At 49.6% G+C, this 18,703-nt stretch carries 18 protein-coding genes and 1 riboswitch; of the genes, 7 read left to right on the top strand and 11 right to left on the bottom strand.

Annotated features, from left to right (window positions below; all coding sequences use genetic code 11):
* Positions 1-33 precede the first annotated feature (33 nt).
* Positions 34-933: a lipid kinase YegS gene (gene yegS / locus OGY09_RS16750; protein WP_032943960.1), complete on the top strand. Its 900-nt coding sequence runs from the start codon at positions 34-36 to the stop codon at positions 931-933.
* A 19-nt stretch (positions 934-952) separates the two neighbouring features.
* On the opposite strand, the gene fbaB is transcribed toward yegS, so the two are convergent.
* Entirely contained in the window at positions 953-2,005 is a 1,053-nt protein-coding gene (fbaB, locus tag OGY09_RS16745) for a class I fructose-bisphosphate aldolase (protein WP_003834421.1), read from the bottom strand.
* 252 nt (positions 2,006-2,257) lie between these two features.
* Here fbaB and OGY09_RS16740 point away from each other — a divergent pair, with 252 nt between their 5' ends.
* From OGY09_RS16740 to OGY09_RS16730, 3 genes are read left to right on the top strand one after another with little or no spacing between them, the layout of a single operon-like run.
* Positions 2,258-3,535: a nucleoside permease gene (locus OGY09_RS16740; RefSeq protein ID WP_008785233.1), complete on the top strand. Its 1,278-nt coding sequence runs from the start codon at positions 2,258-2,260 to the stop codon at positions 3,533-3,535.
* Positions 3,532-4,536, top strand: coding sequence for an ADP-ribosylglycohydrolase family protein (locus tag OGY09_RS16735; RefSeq protein WP_032943962.1), 1,005 nt, complete (start codon positions 3,532-3,534; stop codon positions 4,534-4,536). Before OGY09_RS16740 ends, OGY09_RS16735 begins: the two co-directional genes overlap by 4 nt.
* Positions 4,533-5,498, top strand: a complete 966-nt coding sequence (locus OGY09_RS16730; RefSeq protein WP_032943963.1) for a PfkB family carbohydrate kinase — start codon at positions 4,533-4,535, stop codon at positions 5,496-5,498. Before OGY09_RS16735 ends, OGY09_RS16730 begins: the two co-directional genes overlap by 4 nt.
* Here OGY09_RS16730 and OGY09_RS16725 read toward each other — a convergent pair.
* From OGY09_RS16725 to thiM, 3 genes are read right to left on the bottom strand one after another with little or no spacing between them, the layout of a single operon-like run.
* Positions 5,472-6,218: a GntR family transcriptional regulator gene (locus OGY09_RS16725; RefSeq protein ID WP_032943965.1), complete on the bottom strand. Its 747-nt coding sequence runs from the start codon at positions 6,216-6,218 to the stop codon at positions 5,472-5,474. The genes OGY09_RS16730 and OGY09_RS16725 overlap by 27 nt on opposite strands.
* A 42-nt stretch (positions 6,219-6,260) precedes the next feature.
* A complete protein-coding gene (gene thiD, locus OGY09_RS16720) occupies positions 6,261-7,061 on the bottom strand; it encodes a bifunctional hydroxymethylpyrimidine kinase/phosphomethylpyrimidine kinase (RefSeq protein ID WP_032943966.1) in 801 nt (266 codons plus the stop codon).
* The gene (gene thiM / locus OGY09_RS16715) at positions 7,058-7,846 is read right to left on the bottom strand and encodes a hydroxyethylthiazole kinase (protein ID WP_032943967.1); all 789 of its coding nucleotides are present in this window, start codon (positions 7,844-7,846) and stop codon (positions 7,058-7,060) included. Before thiM ends, thiD begins: the two co-directional genes overlap by 4 nt.
* Before the next feature lie 31 nt (positions 7,847-7,877).
* Positions 7,878-7,973: riboswitch (TPP riboswitch) on the bottom strand.
* A 234-nt stretch (positions 7,974-8,207) separates the two neighbouring features.
* Here thiM and OGY09_RS16710 point away from each other — a divergent pair.
* On the top strand, positions 8,208-8,540 hold the full coding sequence (locus OGY09_RS16710) for an RcnB family protein (protein ID WP_003834436.1): 333 nt from the start codon (positions 8,208-8,210) through the stop codon (positions 8,538-8,540).
* Positions 8,541-8,580: 40 nt separating this feature from the next.
* On the opposite strand, the gene OGY09_RS16705 is transcribed toward OGY09_RS16710, so the two are convergent.
* The 6 genes from OGY09_RS16705 to apbC form a co-directional block, all read right to left on the bottom strand.
* Entirely contained in the window at positions 8,581-9,570 is a 990-nt protein-coding gene (locus tag OGY09_RS16705) for a fimbrial protein (protein ID WP_150388461.1), read from the bottom strand.
* A gap of 9 nt (positions 9,571-9,579) precedes the next feature.
* On the bottom strand, positions 9,580-12,060 hold the full coding sequence (locus OGY09_RS16700; RefSeq protein WP_275399102.1) for a fimbrial biogenesis outer membrane usher protein: 2,481 nt from the start codon (positions 12,058-12,060) through the stop codon (positions 9,580-9,582).
* Between the two features lie 12 nt (positions 12,061-12,072).
* Positions 12,073-12,756, bottom strand: coding sequence for a fimbria/pilus periplasmic chaperone (locus tag OGY09_RS16695; RefSeq protein WP_032943971.1), 684 nt, complete (start codon positions 12,754-12,756; stop codon positions 12,073-12,075).
* A gap of 51 nt (positions 12,757-12,807) precedes the next feature.
* Positions 12,808-13,380, bottom strand: a complete 573-nt coding sequence (locus OGY09_RS16690; RefSeq protein ID WP_032943972.1) for a fimbrial protein — start codon at positions 13,378-13,380, stop codon at positions 12,808-12,810.
* Between the two features lie 284 nt (positions 13,381-13,664).
* Complete coding sequence (locus OGY09_RS16685) at positions 13,665-13,946, bottom strand: DUF2574 family protein (protein WP_032943973.1); 282 nt, start codon at positions 13,944-13,946, stop codon at positions 13,665-13,667.
* 265 nt (positions 13,947-14,211) lie between these two features.
* Positions 14,212-15,321 carry an iron-sulfur cluster carrier protein ApbC gene (gene apbC / locus OGY09_RS16680; RefSeq protein WP_003027343.1) on the bottom strand — a complete coding sequence of 370 codons (1,110 nt, stop codon included), beginning with the start codon at positions 15,319-15,321 and terminating at the stop codon, positions 14,212-14,214.
* Between the two features lie 164 nt (positions 15,322-15,485).
* Here apbC and metG point away from each other — a divergent pair, with 164 nt between their 5' ends.
* Positions 15,486-17,519, top strand: coding sequence for a methionine--tRNA ligase (gene metG / locus OGY09_RS16675; protein WP_032943974.1), 2,034 nt, complete (start codon positions 15,486-15,488; stop codon positions 17,517-17,519).
* A gap of 205 nt (positions 17,520-17,724) precedes the next feature.
* On the top strand, positions 17,725-18,183 hold the full coding sequence (locus OGY09_RS16670) for a YehR family lipoprotein (RefSeq protein ID WP_032943976.1): 459 nt from the start codon (positions 17,725-17,727) through the stop codon (positions 18,181-18,183).
* A gap of 43 nt (positions 18,184-18,226) precedes the next feature.
* Here OGY09_RS16670 and OGY09_RS16665 read toward each other — a convergent pair whose 3' ends face one another.
* The gene (locus tag OGY09_RS16665; protein ID WP_003834454.1) at positions 18,227-18,697 is read right to left on the bottom strand and encodes a YehS family protein; all 471 of its coding nucleotides are present in this window, start codon (positions 18,695-18,697) and stop codon (positions 18,227-18,229) included.
* Between the last annotated feature and the right edge of the window lie 6 nt (positions 18,698-18,703).

Below are 18,703 nucleotides of genomic sequence, written 5' to 3'. Positions count from 1 at the left end.
ACTTGTTAAAACGAAAAAAAGTGAGGCAAACGGATGATAGCGTTCCCTGCCAGTTTACTGATCCTCAATGGAAAAAGTGCTGATAATCTCCCCCTGCGTGATGCCATTGTGAAGCTTCGCGATGAAGGCGTGGAAATCCATGTTCGCGTGACCTGGGAAAAAGGCGATGCCCAACGCTACGTTGATGAAGCTCGTCAGCTAGGCGTTGCTACGGTGATAGCCGGCGGCGGTGACGGCACCATCAACGAAGTTTCGACAGCGCTGATTCAGTCGCAGGGTGGCAATATTCCAGCGCTGGGTATTTTACCGTTGGGAACGGCGAATGACTTTGCCACCAGCGTTGGTATACCCGACGACCTTGATAAGGCGTTAAAGCTGGCTATCGCTGCAAATGCGACTGCAATCGATATGGTGCAGGTCAACGATAAAACCTGTTTTATCAACATGGCGACCGGGGGATTTGGCACGCGCATCACCACCGAAACGCCGGAAAAACTCAAGGCCGCACTGGGCGGTGTATCGTATTTTATTCACGGATTAATGCGCATGGATACGCTCAAGCCCGACATCTGTGACATTCGTGGGGAGGATTTTCACTGGCAGGGTAAAGCGCTGGTGATTGGTATCGGTAACGGTCGCCAGGCCGGTGGTGGGCAACAGCTTTGCCCGACGGCGCTGATCAACGACGGCCTGCTGCAACTGCGCATTTTTACCGGCGAAGAACTACTGCCAGGACTGCTTTCGGCGTTAACGCAATCCGAAGACAACCCTAACATTATTGACGGCGCATCGTCGTGGTTTGATATCCGCGCCCCACACGAAATTACCTTTAATCTCGATGGTGAACCACTCAGCGGACAAGAGTTTCATATTGAAATCCTGCCCGCTGCGCTACGTTGCAGACTGCCGCCAGGTTGTCCGCTATTGCGCTAACCCAACGACAATCCGAGGATCAGGCAATAGTAACTTTGCTGTCCAGATAAACGTCCTGTACGGCGTTAATCAACTTAACGCCGTCGGCCATGGTTTTCTTGAACGCTTTACGCCCCAGAATCAGCCCCATACCACCCGCACGTTTGTTAATAACCGCCGTACGTACTGCATCGCTCAGGTCGGTGTCGCCGCCGGCCGCCCCGCCAGAGTTAATTAACCCGGCGCGCCCCATATAACAGTTCGCCAGTTGGTAACGCACCAGGTCAATTGGATTCTCGCTGGTCAACTTGGTATAGACGCGATCGTCGGTGTAGCCAAAATTAACCGCTTTATACCCGCCGTTATTTTCCGCCATTTTCTGCTTAACGATATCCGCTCCGATAGTGGCAGCCAGATGGTTAGCCTGCCCGGTAAGATCGGCGGAAACATGGTAATCCACACCATCTTTTTTAAACGCGGAGTTACGCAGATACGCCCACAGCACGGTAACCATACCCAACTCATGGGCGCGCTCAAACGCCGCTGAAATCTCTTCAATCTGGCGGCGAGATTCCTCAGAACCGAAATAGATGGTTGCCCCTACCGCAACCGCACCCATATTGAACGCCTGCTCTACGCTGGCATACAGCGTCTGGTCAAAGGTATTCGGATAGCTGAGCGTTTCGTTGTGGTTAATTTTAACGAGGAACGGGATACGGTGCGCGTAGCGGCGGGAGACAGAAGCCAGCACACCGTAAGTCGATGCCACGCAGTTGCACCCTGCTTCGATAGCCAACTCCACAATATTCTTCGGATCAAAGTACAGCGGGTTAGCTGCAAACGAAGCCCCAGCAGAATGCTCTACACCCTGATCCACCGGTAGGATCGACAGATACCCTGTCCCGGCAAGTCGCCCCGTGTTATACAGCGTCTGCATATTACGCAGCACGGCAGGCGGCCGGTTGTTATCCACCATCACGCGATCGACGTAATCATGTCCAGGCAGGTAAAGTTGGTCAGAAGGAATGGTCATACAACGATGCTGTAAAAGGCTGTCGGCATCTTTGCCAAGCAACTGCGCAATATCAGTCATAGCTATGCTCCCGTAAGTTCCGGTTTAAAACCGGAATATGGATTGTCCTGACCCGCCTTTTTGCGGGCAGCATTAAGCCTGGTACCGACTGCGCTTTTTTTCCATCTTTAGCGCACTTTTCAGCAACTTCTGCTGGCTCGATTCAGGAAAAAATAATGTTAAGACGGTCAAAGTTTAATCTCAAAGGTATTTTAAAGGTATTATTGAATGGTACTATCAGCGCGTACCTTACCTGTCATGAAGGATTTAAAGATGAAAACTACAGTTAAGCTGTCGTTCATGATGTTTGTAGAGTGGTTTATCTGGGGCGCCTGGTTTGTACCGCTGTGGCTTTGGCTGAGTAAAAGTGGCTTTAGTGCCGGAGAGATCGGCTGGTCCTACGCCTGCACCGCCATTGCGGCGATCCTGTCGCCCATTCTGGTCGGTTCAATCACTGACCGCTTTTTCTCCGCGCAAAAAGTGCTGGCGGTGTTGATGTTCGTCGGCGCTATTCTGATGTACTTCGCCGCCCAGCAAACCACCTTTAGCGGATTCTTCCCTCTGTTACTGGCCTATTCGTTGACCTATATGCCGACGATTGCGCTGACCAACAGTATTGCTTTTGCCAACGTACCGGATGTTGAACGTGATTTCCCGCGCATCCGCGTGATGGGCACCATTGGCTGGATTGCCTCCGGTTTGGCCTGCGGTTTCTTACCGCAAATGCTTGGCTATAACGACATCTCACCGACCAATATTCCCCTGCTTATCACTGCCGGAAGCTCCGCATTGTTAGGCGTTTTTGCCTTCTTTTTACCGGATACGCCGCCAAAAAGTACCGGCAAAATGGATTTCAAAGTTATGCTGGGTCTGGATGCGCTGATCCTGCTGCGTGATAAGAACTTCCTCGTCTTTTTCTTTTGCTCTTTCCTGTTCGCAATGCCGCTGGCGTTCTATTACATCTTCGCCAACGGCTACCTGACAGAAGTTGGAATGAAAAACGCCACCGGCTGGATGACGCTGGGCCAGTTCTCTGAAATCTTCTTTATGCTGGCGCTACCGTTTTTCACCAAACGCTTTGGCATTAAAAAGGTATTGCTGCTTGGTCTTATTACTGCGGCTATCCGCTACGGATTTTTCGTTTACGGCGGCGCGGAGGAATATTTCACTTATGCTCTGCTGTTTCTCGGCATTCTGCTGCACGGCGTTAGTTACGACTTCTACTACGTCACGGCCTACATTTATGTCGATAAAAAAGCACCGGTACATATGCGCACCGCTGCGCAAGGGCTTATCACCCTCTGCTGTCAGGGATTCGGCAGCCTGCTCGGTTACCGTCTGGGCGGCGTGATGATGGAAAAAATGTTTGCTTATCAGGAACCGGTTAATGGTCTTACCTTCAACTGGGCTGGCATGTGGGGATTTGGCGCGGTCATGATCGCCGTCATTGCCGTGATGTTTATGATTTTCTTTCGCGAATCAGATAAAGAAATCACCGCCATTAAGGTGGACGATCGCGATGTAGCGTTGAAACAAGGGGAAGTGAAATGAAAGCAGAACGTATTCTCGGTGCTCTTTACGGGCAGGCGTTAGGGGATGCGATGGGTATGCCGTCGGAACTGTGGCCACGAACCCGGGTAAAAGCTCATTTCGGTTGGATCGACCGTTTTTTGCCCGGCCCTGCGGAAAATAATGCCGCCTGCTATTTTAACCAGGCGGAGTTCACTGATGACACGTCCATGGCACTGTGTCTGGCAGATGCCCTGCTTGAGTGCGACGGCGAAATTGTGCCAGACGTTATTGGTCGCAATATTCTGGCCTGGGCCGAGCAGTTTGATGCTTTTAATAAAAACGTGCTCGGCCCGACCTCGAAAATTGCGTTGAAAGCTATTCGTGACGGTAAACCGGTCGCCGAACTGGAAAACAACGGCGTGACCAATGGCGCGGCAATGCGCGTTTCCCCGCTGGGATGCCTGCTGCCCGCCCGCGATCTTGATGCCTTTATCGATGATGTGGCACTGGCCTCCAGCCCAACGCATAAATCGGATCTGGCTATCGCGGGAGCCGTTGTCGTCGCGTGGGCGGTATCACGCGCTATCGACGGAGGCAAGTGGTCAAAGATTGTCGATGCGCTACCTGCCATTGCCCAACATGCGCAGCAAAAACGAATCACCACCTTTAGCGCATCGCTTTGTGCACGCCTTGAACTGGCGCTGAAAATCGTCCGTAACGCCGATGGCGTCGAGTCCGCCAGCGAGCAGTTGTATCAGGTTGTGGGGGCAGGAACCAGCACCATTGAGTCCGTTCCTTGCGCTATCGCCATGGTTGAGCTGGCACAGACCGATCCTAACCGCTGCGCCATTTTGTGCGCTAACCTCGGCGGCGATACCGACACCATCGGGGCGATGGCAACCGCCATTTGTGGTGCATTACACGGCGTGAGCGCGATCAACCCGGCATTGAAGCAGGAGTTGGACGCGGTGAATCAGCTGGACTTTACCCACTACGCCAACGGGTTAATGCGACTGCGCGAGCAGCGGGAGGCGCTATGAGCAACACGCATCTGCAACAACTTCTCTCGCAATTACGTACACAGCGGCCAGTAACGGTGGTGGGTGCGGCGGTGATTGATGTCATTGCCGATGCGTATGCCCTCCCCTGGCGCGGCTGTGACATCGAGCTCAAGCAGCAAGGTGTTAACGTTGGCGGCTGCGCACTCAATATCGCCGTCACGCTTAAGCGTTTAGGTATCGATGCCTGCAATGCTCTACCACTGGGTCAGGGAGTGTGGGCCGACATTATCCGCAACCGGATGACAAAAGAGGGACTGCATAGCCTGATCGACAATGCCGAAGGCGATAACGGCTGGTGCCTAGCGCTGGTGGAGCCGGATGGCGAGCGTACCTTTATGTCTTTTAGCGGCGTTGAGAATCAGTGGAATGCCGCCTGGCTGGCACAGCTGGATATCCCGCGTCATAGCCTGGTGTATCTTTCGGGTTATCAGCTAGCGTCCCCGTGCGGTGAATTGCTGGTGCAGTGGCTGGAAGGTCTGGAAGAGGTGACACCATTTATCGATTTTGGCCCGCGCATCGGCGACATTCCCGAGCCCTTACTGGCAAGAATTATGGCCTGTCGTCCGCTGGTGTCACTTAATCGTCAGGAGGCGGAAATTGCTGCCGAGCGGTTTGCATTGAGTCAGGATGTGGAAGGTTTTGGTGCAGAATGGGTGCAGCGTTTCACCGCACCGGTGGTCGTGCGTCACGATAAAGACGGCGCATGGTATTTCAGCGCACAGACATCCGGCTGCGTACCGGCATTTGCAACGGCGGTCGTTGATACTATCGGCGCAGGCGACAGCCACGCTGGCGGCATGCTGGCTGGGCTGGCGTCTGGCTGGACGCTGGCCGACTCAGTGCTGTTAGGTAACGCGGTGGCGTCCTGGGTAGTTGGGCATCGCGGCGGCGATTGCGCCCCGTCACGCGAGGAGCTACTCCTCACACACAAAAACGTATAGATCGCTACGACAGTAACTGATGCTGTATTCAATAGGCCGTTGCTGCTGGTCAAGCGCTACCTGCTTGATCACCAGTACCGGCACTTTGCTATCCATTTGAATGTGCGCCTGGAACTCTGCGTCAGGCATTCTGGCGCTAACACGTGAACGCGTGCGCTGCGGGAAAGTATGCTGGCTACGAAAATAGTCATACAGCGAAACACCGATGGCATCCACGTCATGAATTAGATGTGCGGGTACCCAGGACTCTTCAATAGAGACTGCGTCTTCGTCAACGTAACGAATGCGTTTGAGCAAGAAGACATCACTCCCTGCGACAACAGCCAACTGCTGTGCCACCTCTTCCGGGCAAGGCACAATTCTTTTGTTAACCCACAACGTATCCGGTTTTTTACCGCGCAACACCACCTGCTGAGAAAAACCGCGCGCTTCTTTAAGCGAATACTCGAAGATATTGTTAATTTGCGTTCCGTAACCGCGGGCACGTGTTACTACACCTTCTTCTTCCAGGGCCTGCATCGCCTTACGTACCGTAATCCGAGAAACGCCGGTCAACTGGCTGAGGTCGCGCTCGCCGGGCAGGATATTGCCGTGCTCCAGGATCCCACTGCGCACAGCATTCTTCACCGTCTGCGCAAATTTCATATACAGCGGCGTGTTATCCGCCGCTGAAATACGTTCATTCAGTTGTGCGATAAGCTGGGTATGCGCTTGTTCCATTTATCTTTTTCCTGGCCGCCGTTTCTGCAGCCAGTATACCCATTACCACCACGCGTGGAAATGATGCACCGGACCGATTCCTTCGCCAACTTCCAGCGTGTCGGCCTGTGCCAGCGCCGCTGAAAGCCACAGTTTGGCTTCCTGTACGGTATCGGCCCAGCTGTTATGGCGCGGACGCAGGGCTGCCAACGCCGCCGATAGCGTACAACCGGTGCCATGGGTGTTTTTAGTCATCACCCTTGGTGCGGTAAAACGCTGCTCACCATCGCGCGTAAAGAGCCAGTCGGGGCTTTGCGCATCATCCAGATGACCGCCCTTCATCAACACTGCCTCGCAGCCCAGCGCCCGTAGCGCCCTTCCCTGCTCTAACATCTCCTGCTCAGTCTGCGCATGCGATGCCCCGAGCAGTGCAGCAGCTTCGGGTAAATTAGGGGTGATAATCGAAACCTGCGGCAGCAAACGGGTACGCAACGTTTCTACCGCCGAGGGCGACAGCAACGGATCGCCGCTTTTCGCCAACATCACCGTGTCCAGCACCACATTTTGTACCCGATGGCGATGTAAACGTTCGGCGACAGCTTCGACAATGTCCGTCTCCGCCAACATACCGATTTTAGTCGTATCAATACGCACATCATTGAACACAGAATCCAACTGTGCGGCGACAAAATCAGGTTCAATGCGATACACCGACTGCACCCCACGCGTATTTTGTGCCACCAACGCCGTAATAACGGAACAGCCGTAAGCGCCCAGCGCCGAGAAGGTTTTTAAATCAGCCTGAATACCCGCGCCACCGCTTGGGTCGGTTCCGGCGATCGTTAATGCGTTAATCCGTTTCATGCTTGCTCCTGGGCGTTCAGGTTATAGAGGGCGTCGAGAAATGCCGGGACAAAGCTGCCCGGTCCGTTTGATTGTTGTGTGGCTATTTGCCCGGCCTGTTTCATCCAGCTACAGGCGGAGGCGACGTTATCAAGTCGGTCACCACGTAAAGCGCAACTGGCCGCAACAACCGCTGATAGCGCGCATCCGGTGCCCACCACGCGAGTCATCAACGGGTCACCACCGTCCACGCAAACGGTACGCTGACCATCGGTGACGTAATCCACTTCGCCGGTAACCACGACAATGGTCCCAATCTGACGAGCCAGCGCCTGCGCTGCCGGAAGCGCAGCGACAGCCGTATCGGTTGTATCCACGCCGCGTCCCCCACCGTTCATGCCGGTCAGAGCAAGTATTTCCGAAGCGTTGCCACGAATAGCCGCAGGCTGTAGTGACAATAATTCCAGGCAGAAGCGGCGGCGAAACTCAAGCGCGCCTACGGCAACGGGATCGAGCGTCCACGGGGTTTTAGCATGATGAGCCTGCTCAACTGCGGCACGCATCGCCGTGGCCCGTTCCCGAGTTAAGGTGCCGACATTAACCAGCAATGCACTGGCAATAGCGGCGAATTGGCTGGCTTCTTCAGGCTCGATCACCATCGCAGGCGATGCGCCCAGCGCCAGTAACGTATTGGCAGTAAAGCTTTGCACGACCTCATTGGTCATACAGTGTGTGAGCGGGGATAAGATTCTAAATTGGTGCAAAGTGTGAGCCGCGAGCGCGCGGCTGTGCAGGTCAGGCTGCATGGTTCAGCTCCTGCCCGCGCGAAGAAGGGACACGAGCAGTGTCAGACTTCCCTACGCTGGCATTATCCAGATCAGGTGGTACGGGTATTTCTCAGCCTTTACCAGAAGGGCACCCCGAGTCGTTGAAACACAAACGTAATACGCTGGTTTCAGTAACAGGATACTGCCTGTGCTTAACGATGTAAATTGGCGCACTCCCCACTCCCGCAGTGAAACTACTGGTCAAGGTTGCTGCAATTCTGTACTTTCATTTACACTTTTTACGAAATGACTGGAGTGATCACAAAATAGTGCTTGTCAGACATCCGGTATGCCAGGAATGATACATGACTGATTTTGATGACCCGAAGAGGTAGAGAGGATGGGTATGAAGAATAAAATGTTGCTGGGTGCACTTCTGCTTGCAAGCAGCGTCGTCTGGGCCGCACCAGCTGCAACAGCTGCCCCCACCGGTATCGATAAGTATGAACTGAGCAGCTTTATTGCTGACTTCACCCATTTCAAACCCGGTGACAAGGTTCCACCACTGTATCTCACCGAAGAATACACCATTAAACAGTGGAATCTGCGCAACCTGCCCGCGCCGACGGCAGGCACCCACTGGACCTACATGGGCGGCGCGTATGTGCTGGTCAATGATGCCGATGCTAAGATCATTAAAGCCTACGACGGCGAGATTTTTTATCACCGGTGAAAAAATACGCACCCTATATAAAGGGTGCGTCAATTAAATATCACTGGTATTCCGTAACTACTTTAACTCTACTTTGTACTTTACCTGGTCGAATATTTTGTCCATATGCAACATATCTCCCATATAGATTTAAGTCAACACGTTGTTCTTCTGGAGTGATATCTTTAAAATTCAAAAGATCATAGCTGGAACTATTCCCTGCACTAAAACTAATTGCTTGACTTCCATTTAATGAGATTTCAAACCCAACGTCCCCAGCACCTCCATACTCATTTTCATATTCATTTTTGAGGATATTACCTTGAATACTCTCCGACTCAAAATGATAATTAAAAGAATATGAGGACAATCCTTTATTACAAATAAAAGATACGTTACCTGATGTAGGTTCAAGCTTTAGGTACCTTGAAGAATTATTATTCAGATCTGATGTCGTAATTGCCGGGGCAGTAAGTACGCCATCATTAAATCTACACGTTTTTGTCATTTTCTTGATTTGTGGAATATAAGTCACGTGATAATAATGATTTCTATTATCACGTTCACCCAAACATCCTGTAAGAATACATTTCTCAGGAGTAAAATCTATCTGGATACCTTCACCTATATTTTTTGCATGTTCACTTACCCCAGTAGCTTTTGAAACAACATCAAAGGTTAATGTAATCACTGCATTATTTATTTTCCCTACATCCATTTTTGTAAAAGTGTCTGTTTTCTCATACGAGATAAGTGTAGGGTCAGCAGAAAATGTAGCTTTCAAATATATGTCACCACCATCAGCATGGTATACATAATAGGCTTGACTGGGAAAATCTATTTTAAATGTGGTCTCAGACCCCATGTTAAGTAAATTTCTACACATAGGATTACGAGTAAATTTAAAGTTGGATATATTGACAACATTACCTTTCATATTCTCAAGCTTTAATTCATCGCCAGACACATATGTTTCAGAGCCATCAGGAATATAACAATGGCTACTTGCACTAAAACTAATTAATGCAATTAAAAAAAACAAATATTTCATATCCACCTCTCACCGACAAATATAAACTTTACTTTCATCAATCGTTTTGCCGAAGGTGATTGAGCATGAAAGTCCCTGTTGTTTATCGACCGCTACTTTTATTTCCGGCGGTACTTCATTGGTGCGAATAAAAAGCTGGCTTCCCTGGCCTACCACGCCAATATTGTGTCCATGAATATCCTCTACTTCGTAACCAAACGTCAGCGGTGAACCATCAGGGCGCTGCGCCCGGATATACCAGGGTTTGCGTTGGTCGGTATCAAACCTTGTCAGCACTACCGCTCCGCGGTAAGGGGCGGCGCTGCGGCGGTTGCCTTGCAGGTCGGTTTCACTATTGGTGTTAGACACATCCAGCGTCAGGTGGTTTTCACGATAAGGCGTTAAGCCGTCGTAGACCACCACGCCATTGCGGTTGGTGGTGCGATATTTCTGCCCGTTCACATATGCTCCTTCCAGGCCCGGCGCATGCATCACGGCAAACGTTTCCGATAGCCGGTTGGCTAAATTCACTCCACCAGACCAGGCTACCAGGCCACCTGAAATACTGCCGCCAGCTTGCGTATATTTAGACGACTGGCTGTAGCTGCCGTTTAGCGTAGCAACTGGCGCATTCCACGTCAGATTGCCGCCCGCTGTTGTCTCGCTGTCCTGTTGTTGATGGCTGAGATTCACCCCGTAATTAAACTGATCGTGACTGCCTACGGTGCCGGAAATCCCGGTATTGTTAGACGTAAAACCATCATTATCAAAGGTGGTCGAGTTAGAAACATACAGATGTCGGCGCGGAGTGCTAATGTCATCTCCCCAGTCAAACGGAATGGAGATAAAGATGTTAAAACGTTTATCTTCGTGATGATCTTCATCGTAAGTCTGACTAGCTGAAAAGGTATAGCTAATCCGTTGCCAGCTATTGGAGTAACTCAGCTGATAATCTTTGCTGCTACCGCTACGCCCCCAGTAGTCTCGCCACAGCGTACTGAGCGAGAATGAACCCCAACCTTGCGGCAGAGACTGGCTGACGTTGGCCGAAAAACTGTTCTTACGACCAAAATCATTCTGATAATAATCTGCAATGTCATACACATCGTTTTCATCACGACGGTAGTTATTTTTGTTATTTGCCCAGACGTGATCGTTAAACGTGCGATAGTCCTTGGAAGAGTAGCGATACGCCGCCAGGCCAAAACGGGTGGCAGTTTGTGTCAAATACTTGTTATAAGCAATCTGGTAACTTTGCCCGTCAAACACATCGCCATTATCCTGTTTGCTGTGCGATTGTGTCGCATCGACGGAAATCGCGCCAATACGCGTATTCCAGCCGGTACCCAACGTAAACGCATTGTAGTTATCCGCCAGCATGGTACCGCCGTACAGCGTTAACAGATTATTCAGCCCGTACTGATAGCTCATCTGTGCAAAGTCGGTCTGGTTACTGGCGCCTTCGATATGGCTACGCCCAGCCGCAAAATCATATTTTGAGACACCCGGCTGCAACATATTGGGCACCGCAGCATAGGGCACCAGATAGGTTGTTACCGATCCGTCCGCCTCTTTGATACTGACGTCAAGATCCGCACCGCCACCAGCCAACTGCAAATCAGCAATTGAGAACGGGCCAGGCGGAACCTCTTTCTGGTAACCCACAAAGCCGTTCTGTTCGATAGTGACCAGCGCGTTACTCTGCGCGATCCCCTGCACTAATGGCGTGAAGTTTTGTTTGGAGTTCGGCAGCATCTGCATATCGCGATACAGCCGTACGCCGCGAAAGCGCACCGCATCAAAAATATCTGATGAGGTATACATATCCCCGGCACGCAGCGTTCCGAGAATTTGCGGGATGCCGCGCTCCAGGTACAGGGTGTTGCTTTTCCACTCCCCGCTGCTGTCATCAGTTTTGTTATAGCTGGCATCAGAATGCAGCTGCCAGCCCAGCAGGTTTAACCCACTGGTAAAACGCGCATAGGTACTTTTGCTGTTACCAGAATCCTTATAGTTGCTGTAATACTGGCTGGCATAGTACGAGGTATAGAAGGCATTGATGCCACGATCCCAGTTTTCAGGAGGAACATACCCTTGCTCAAGCTCATCGACAAACGCCTGCGGAACGCTGAGATCCAGGCGAAACGTACCGATATTCCACGCGTAGCTGCCCCCTTGTACCGCCTGCTTCAAGGTTGGGCATTCATTCTGCTTGTCCAACGCCTGTATATTTATCCCCAGACGCGTTAATGCATCGCGGGATAAACAGGTGTCATCCGGATTATCCTTAACCGTAATTTCATACTTACCACGCCACTGTTTATTGACGTAGATGTCAATATCATATTGGCCTGGCAGGGGTTGGTTATCATCGAGGCGAAAATCAGAAACTTTCTCGCCTTTCATGCCACCCATCATAAAGTGGGTGTCAAACGTCTCTTCTGCAGCGTGGGCGTCAATGCCAACCAGCAACAGTAGTATTGCCGAAGCAATTGGAGTCATCCTTAACATAACCAGCTCCTGTTATTTTAGGCTGACGTTATCGCTAATATAATTACCGTGATCGTCAATAATGGTTATTTTATACTGATTGGCATTAGCACTTTTTAATGCCACATTTGCACTGGAGAGCGGTGCAAGCATAATACTTCCGTTGTTGATCTTGACATTATTAACTTTAACTTCTGTCACCGTGATCCAATTAGCTGCATCATTCTTAATGGAGTAAATGCTACCACTACGTTTCATCGACAGTTTTTGAAATGTGTTTTTATTAACTGGCGCTATTCCTTTAGGCCGATAGAATAATTTAATTCGATTCTGCATTGCAAATTTCAATATATTTTTACCGGTGCTGTCTGGATTGTTTGGTGGAATATCCAGCACATTGAGATAAAAAAGGCTCTCTTTGTTATTGGGCAGCATATTTGGTAATTTTTTTATTTTTAACTGCTGGCCAGAATCCCTGGCAATCTTTGCCACCGGGGGGGTGAGCATAAAAGGTACGTGAATTTTTTCCGGTGGCAACGAGCTATCGCCATCATCGATCCACGATTGTACCAGAGAAGATCGTTCCCCCTGGTTCATCAATTGTACCAGAACTTCGTTTTTTTCTGCCGGGTAGATAACACGCGTACCATAAATCACAATGCCAGCATGGACGGGTTGCACAGATGCGATTAATAAAGCGCTTAGAATCCATTTCATGTTGCGTTCGTCCTTTTAAAAAACTGCCGGTGAATACACCGGCATAAAAATCTATTCTGCAGAAACGGAAATGGTTAAAACCGATGATATTTCCCCTGCAACAACTGGTGTTGCTTCATTTAACCTAGCGTACTGAGCTGAAAACTTCAGAGAATATTCCACCCCTGAAGGATCATCTTTATCTGCGGTAAGAATATCTTTGATATTAGTTTCCTGATCATTAGTAATCAATTTACTATCTAATTTCAATTTAACACCAACGCCCTTAGAAGCATCAATATCACCGTTTACTTCTTTTGTATTTTTAAGCACACCATCTGTAGTAAATTCCCCATTAGAAATTCTTATTGTATTTAATTTTGTACCTGCTGGACATATTATCTTCATTGGCATTGGATCAGCCACTTCAGTACCAACAACGTCACCTGCAGACAATCCAGAAAAACGTGAAGCATCAATTTCCGGCAATATGATAGTACTTGAGTTCTTGTTATCTTCAAAATGGCAAGAACTATTAATAATAGTACCTTCGATTGTTAACGTCCCTTCTTCCCCAGCAGCAAAAGCCCCAGCACTCATAAATACAGCAGACAGTACAGCAACAGAAATAATTGAACGTTTCATAATATCTTCCTTAATAAAATAATTTCTATTTGTTAAGAGGGTTAACTCTTGGATTTAAATTCGCACAACAAAAACGTTATCGCAATGTGAACACGTTGTTTTGTTGATTTAAAACAAGTTACCAATTGCAATATAATTGCAACAAATAAGTGAAGATAAACACTATTTATATATTTAATAAATTAGCGTTATTAATTGTCGTTTTTTATTTGTTAGAAAAATAGAAAAGCACTCATCATTCATATAAATGATGAGTGCTTAATATCAACACTGAGATTCTTAGTCTAATCGTAACTGTTTAACACTATCTGTCGCATTGAATCCCCTGGTACAGAAACGATCTCGGTCACGACGCCCTTCGCTGGAACAGGATCCACATGACTAACATTTGAAAGATGAAGAGATTGACCGCATTTCTGTTGAACGTTGTTATTCACGACGTCAGCACTACAGGTTGGTTCAACGACTCGCCCACTGATTGTTAAGGTCGCAGTATCGGAAGCGAAGGTAGGGGCGCTCATTCCATAAGTCAGAGCTATAATTCCCATCAGTAAACTTTTTTTCATTTTAATCGTTATTCCTGTGGTTAGCATCAAATAGCATACAAAGGACCTGTTCAGCAGATTATGGGCATAACACCCTATTTGAACCAATTGAAATTGTAGATTAATGAGATAGATTTGATCAATTGTAATGATGCATCGAGGTGATTTATTCGGAAAAAGGCATGAATTATAAACGTAGAATGAACAATATCGTGAGATTTTTAAATTTAATATATTCACCGCATCAATAATACATTAATGCGGTGAATATCTGTAACGCTATAAATTACACCGCGCGGAAGGCAATCTCGCCCGGAATAACCTCTCCCTGCCAGTAGAGCTGTGCAGCCACTCGTCCTGCCAGGTCGCGGTAAATAGCAGTAAATTCGCTATCAGGACGGCTAATCACCGTCGGCGTACCACGATCGAGGTCCTCACGCAGAGAAATATGCAGCGGCATCTGTCCCAGCAGTTGAGTGTGATACTGCTCGGCCAACTTCTGTGCCCCACCGGTACCGAAGATCGGTTCATGGTGACCGCAGTTGCTGCAAATATGCATACTCATATTCTCAACAATACCCAGTACCGGCACTTCGACTTTTTCGAACATCACGATGCCCTTTTTCGCATCGATCAGCGCGATGTCCTGCGGCGTAGTGACAACAACTGCGCCCGTTACCGGAATGTTCTGCGCCAGCGTCAGCTGGATGTCACCGGTGCCCGGCGGCATATCCAGTACCAGATAATCAAGATCCGGCCATAAGGTTTCCTGCAACATCTGCAGCAGCGCTTTGCTGGCCATCGGGCCGCGCCATACCATCGCGTTATCGTCAGTGACCAGATAACCAATAGAGTTCGTCGCCAGACCGTGAGACATGATCGGTGCCATGTGGGTACCATCTGGCGAGGTTGGACGCTGGTTTTCCGCGCCAAGCATTGTCGGGATAGACGGACCATAAATATCGGCGTCCAGAATCCCTACCTTCGCCCCTTCTGCAGCCAGCGCCAGCGCCAGGTTCACAGCGGTAGAGGATTTACCCACGCCACCTTTTCCTGAACTGACGGCGATGATGTTTTTCACACCATTAATACCCGGCTGGTTTTTCACGCGCTTCAGCGTCGCGATGTTATGCGACAGTTTCCAGTCGATCGCTTTCGCACCGGTAATACGCAGCAGATCGGCGCTACATTGCTCTTTTAAGTCCTCAAACGCGCTATGCCAGACAAACGGCATGACCAGCTCAACGTGCAACGTGTCATCCATCCAGGCGACGTGGTGCAACGCTTTAAGCGTCGTCAGATTATGCTTCAGGGTTGAATGCTGAAAATTCGCCAGCGTCCCGGCAACCATGGCGCGCAGGGTCTCTGGTGATTTGGCCTGGGATTGTGCGTTCATCCCGACTCCTTTTTGTTGTTCTGAATATACAATAGTCACCAGGTAGTTTACTCCAACCGCAACAATTATTCATTTACGGATAAATGCCCTTATCGCTTGGCGCAGTAATTACCATTTTGGTACTATCAAAGCCCTTTTCACTACAAAAGAAGTAATTGCCCACTATGACTCAAGTCGCGAAGAAAATTCTGGTAACGTGCGCGCTGCCGTACGCCAACGGCTCAATCCACCTCGGCCATATGCTGGAGCACATCCAGGCTGATGTCTGGGTCCGTTACCAGCGAATGCGCGGCCACCAGGTTAACTTCATCTGCGCGGACGACGCACACGGTACGCCAATCATGCTGAAAGCACAGCAGCTTGGGATCACGCCAGAGCAGATGATCGGTGAAATGAGTCAGGAGCATCAGACTGATTTTGCAGGTTTTGACATCAGCTACGACAACTACCACTCGACGCACAGCGAAGAGAACCGTGAGTTGTCTGAGCTGATTTATACTCGCCTGAAGGAGAACGGTTTTATTAAGAACCGTACAATCTCCCAGCTTTACGATCCGGAAAAAGGCATGTTCCTGCCGGACCGTTTTGTTAAAGGCACCTGCCCGAAATGTAAGTCTCCGGATCAGTACGGCGATAACTGTGAAGTCTGCGGCGCAACCTACAGCCCGACCGAACTTATCGAGCCGAAATCCGTCGTGTCTGGCGCAACACCGGTGATGCGTGACTCCGAACACTTCTTCTTTGATCTGCCGTCATTCAGCGAAATGCTGCAGGCGTGGACGCGCAGCGGCGCGTTACAGGAGCAGGTCGCCAACAAAATGCAGGAATGGTTCGAATCCGGCCTGCAACAGTGGGATATCTCTCGCGATTCCCCGTACTTCGGTTTTGAAATCCCGAATGCGCCTGGCAAGTACTTCTACGTTTGGCTGGACGCGCCAATTGGCTATATGGGTTCATTCAAAAACCTGTGCGATAAGCGCGGTGACACCACCAGTTTTGACGAGTACTGGAAGAAAGATTCCGACGCCGAGCTGTATCACTTCATCGGTAAGGATATCGTTTACTTCCACAGCCTGTTCTGGCCTGCCATGCTGGAAGGCAGCAACTTCCGTAAGCCGACCAACCTGTTCGTACACGGTTATGTGACGGTGAACGGCGCGAAGATGTCCAAATCTCGCGGCACCTTCATTAAGGCCAGCACCTGGCTGAAGCACTTTGATGCCGACAGCTTGCGCTACTACTACACCGCGAAGCTTTCTTCACGTATTGATGACATCGACCTGAACCTGGAAGACTTTGTCCAGCGCGTTAACGCCGATATCGTCAACAAAGTAGTCAACCTGGCATCCCGTAACGCCGGCTTTATTGCTAAGCGTTTTGACGGCGTTCTGGCGAATGAACTGGCCGACCCGGCGCTGTATAAAACCTTCACCGACGCCGCAGTAGTGATTGGCGAAGCATGGGAAAGCCGTGAATTTGGTAAAGCTATCCGTGAAATCATGGCGCTGGCCGACGTGGCAAACCGCTACGTTGACGAACAGGCACCGTGGGTCGTGGCTAAACAGGAAGGCCGCGATGCCGACCTGCAGGCGATCTGCTCCATGGGTATCAACCTGTTCCGCGTGCTGATGACCTACCTGAAACCGGTTCTGCCAACGCTTGCTGAACGTGTTGAAGCTTTCCTGAACAGCGAACTGAGCTGGGATGCCATTGAACAGCCACTGCTCGGCCACAAGGTCAACACCTTTAAAGCGCTGTACAATCGCATCGACATGAAACAAGTTGAAGCGCTGGTTGAGGCGTCGAAAGAAGAAGTGAAAGCAGCTGCAGCACCGGTTACCGGCCCGCTGGCTGATGACCCGATTCAGGAAACCATCACCTTTGACGATTTCGCTAAAGTTGACCTGCGTGTAGCGCTGATTGAAAACGCCGAGTTCGTGGAAGGTTCTGACAAACTGCTGCGTCTGACGCTGGATCTCGGTGGTGAGAAACGTAACGTCTTCTCTGGTATTCGTTCTGCGTATCCAGATCCGCAGGTCCTGATTGGCCGCCAGACCATTATGGTGGCCAACCTGGCACCACGTAAGATGCGCTTCGGCATTTCCGAAGGGATGGTGATGGCCGCAGGTCCTGGCGGGAAAGATATCTTCCTGTTAAGCCCGGACGAAGGTGCAAAACCAGGCCAACAGGTGAAGTAAATCAAACATCTCAAGCGCTGCAACCGCAGCGCTTTTTTTTGCTACGCAAGTGCTTCCTCTAATCTTAACCCCTGCTCCATTTTCGGACTGCTTCGTTGTTAATATTAGATTTATTCTATACTGCTCTGGTATCAAGGTAGTCTGGGCTCACCAGATTCGTGGACGTTATTATTTAACATCCGATATTCATGAAATGGAGTTTTACATGAAAGCGTTACAAAAATTATTTTCTCTCGCCGTGGCATCGATTGTGGTTTTTTCCCTGGCGGGATGTGGTGATAAAGAAGAGACAAAAACATTCAATGCCAACATTAATGGTTCTGATATCACCGTCTCTTACACCTATAAAGGTGATAAGGTCCTGAAGCAAATCTCCGAAAGTAAAATTAGCTATGCGTCAGTCGGTGCCAGCAATAAAGAGGAAGCAGCAAAAGTATTCGACGCATTAAGCGCCAAATATCAAAACATTACTGGTATAGAAGAAAAACTCACCTATTCAGATACCTACGCGCAAGAAAATGTCACTATCGATATGGAAAAAGTTGATATAAAAGCGTTGCAGGCCATTTCAGGGATGAAACTCTCTGAAAACGCCGATAAAAACATCAGCATGAAGCAAATGCAAACGGTAATGGAATCGGCGGGTTTTAAAGAAGTGAAGTAAACCATCGGCGACCCGATGTTAATCGGTGTCGCCCATTTTTTCTTTATGGTTTCGCGTTATGTACCCGTGATGTCAAACCACGCAGAAAATAACGCAGGAACTGATCGCCGCATTCGCGATAGTTCTTATGATCAGGGGCACGCATCATGGCGGTAATTTCCGGCATCGACACACGGAATTTCTGCTCGGTCATAATTGCCAGAATATCATCGGTTTTCAGCGAAAAAGCGATACGCAGCTTTTTCAGCACCGTATTGTTATTAACACGACGCTCCAGCGCCAGTTCCGGTGCAGAATCATCTTTACCACGCAGATGATAAATCAGGCCGTTTAAAAAACCGGAGAGAATGATATCCGGGCAACGAACAAACCCAGCCTCATCTTCTTTTGTCATCCAGGTATCGAAACCTGCGGAGGTGGATTCCATGTCAGCAAGCGCAAGAATACGCACCATGTCGTTATTGTTCGCTTTCAGGGTGTAGCGCAGGCTACGAAGAATATCGTTACTTAGCATAGAGCC

Origin of the sequence: Citrobacter sp. Cpo071, from assembly GCF_030332765.1 — a bacterium.
Classification (GTDB): domain Bacteria; phylum Pseudomonadota; class Gammaproteobacteria; order Enterobacterales; family Enterobacteriaceae; genus Citrobacter; species Citrobacter portucalensis.
The sequence above is the reverse complement of the archived record's forward strand: the minus strand, read 5'-3'. Positions and strand labels throughout refer to the sequence as shown.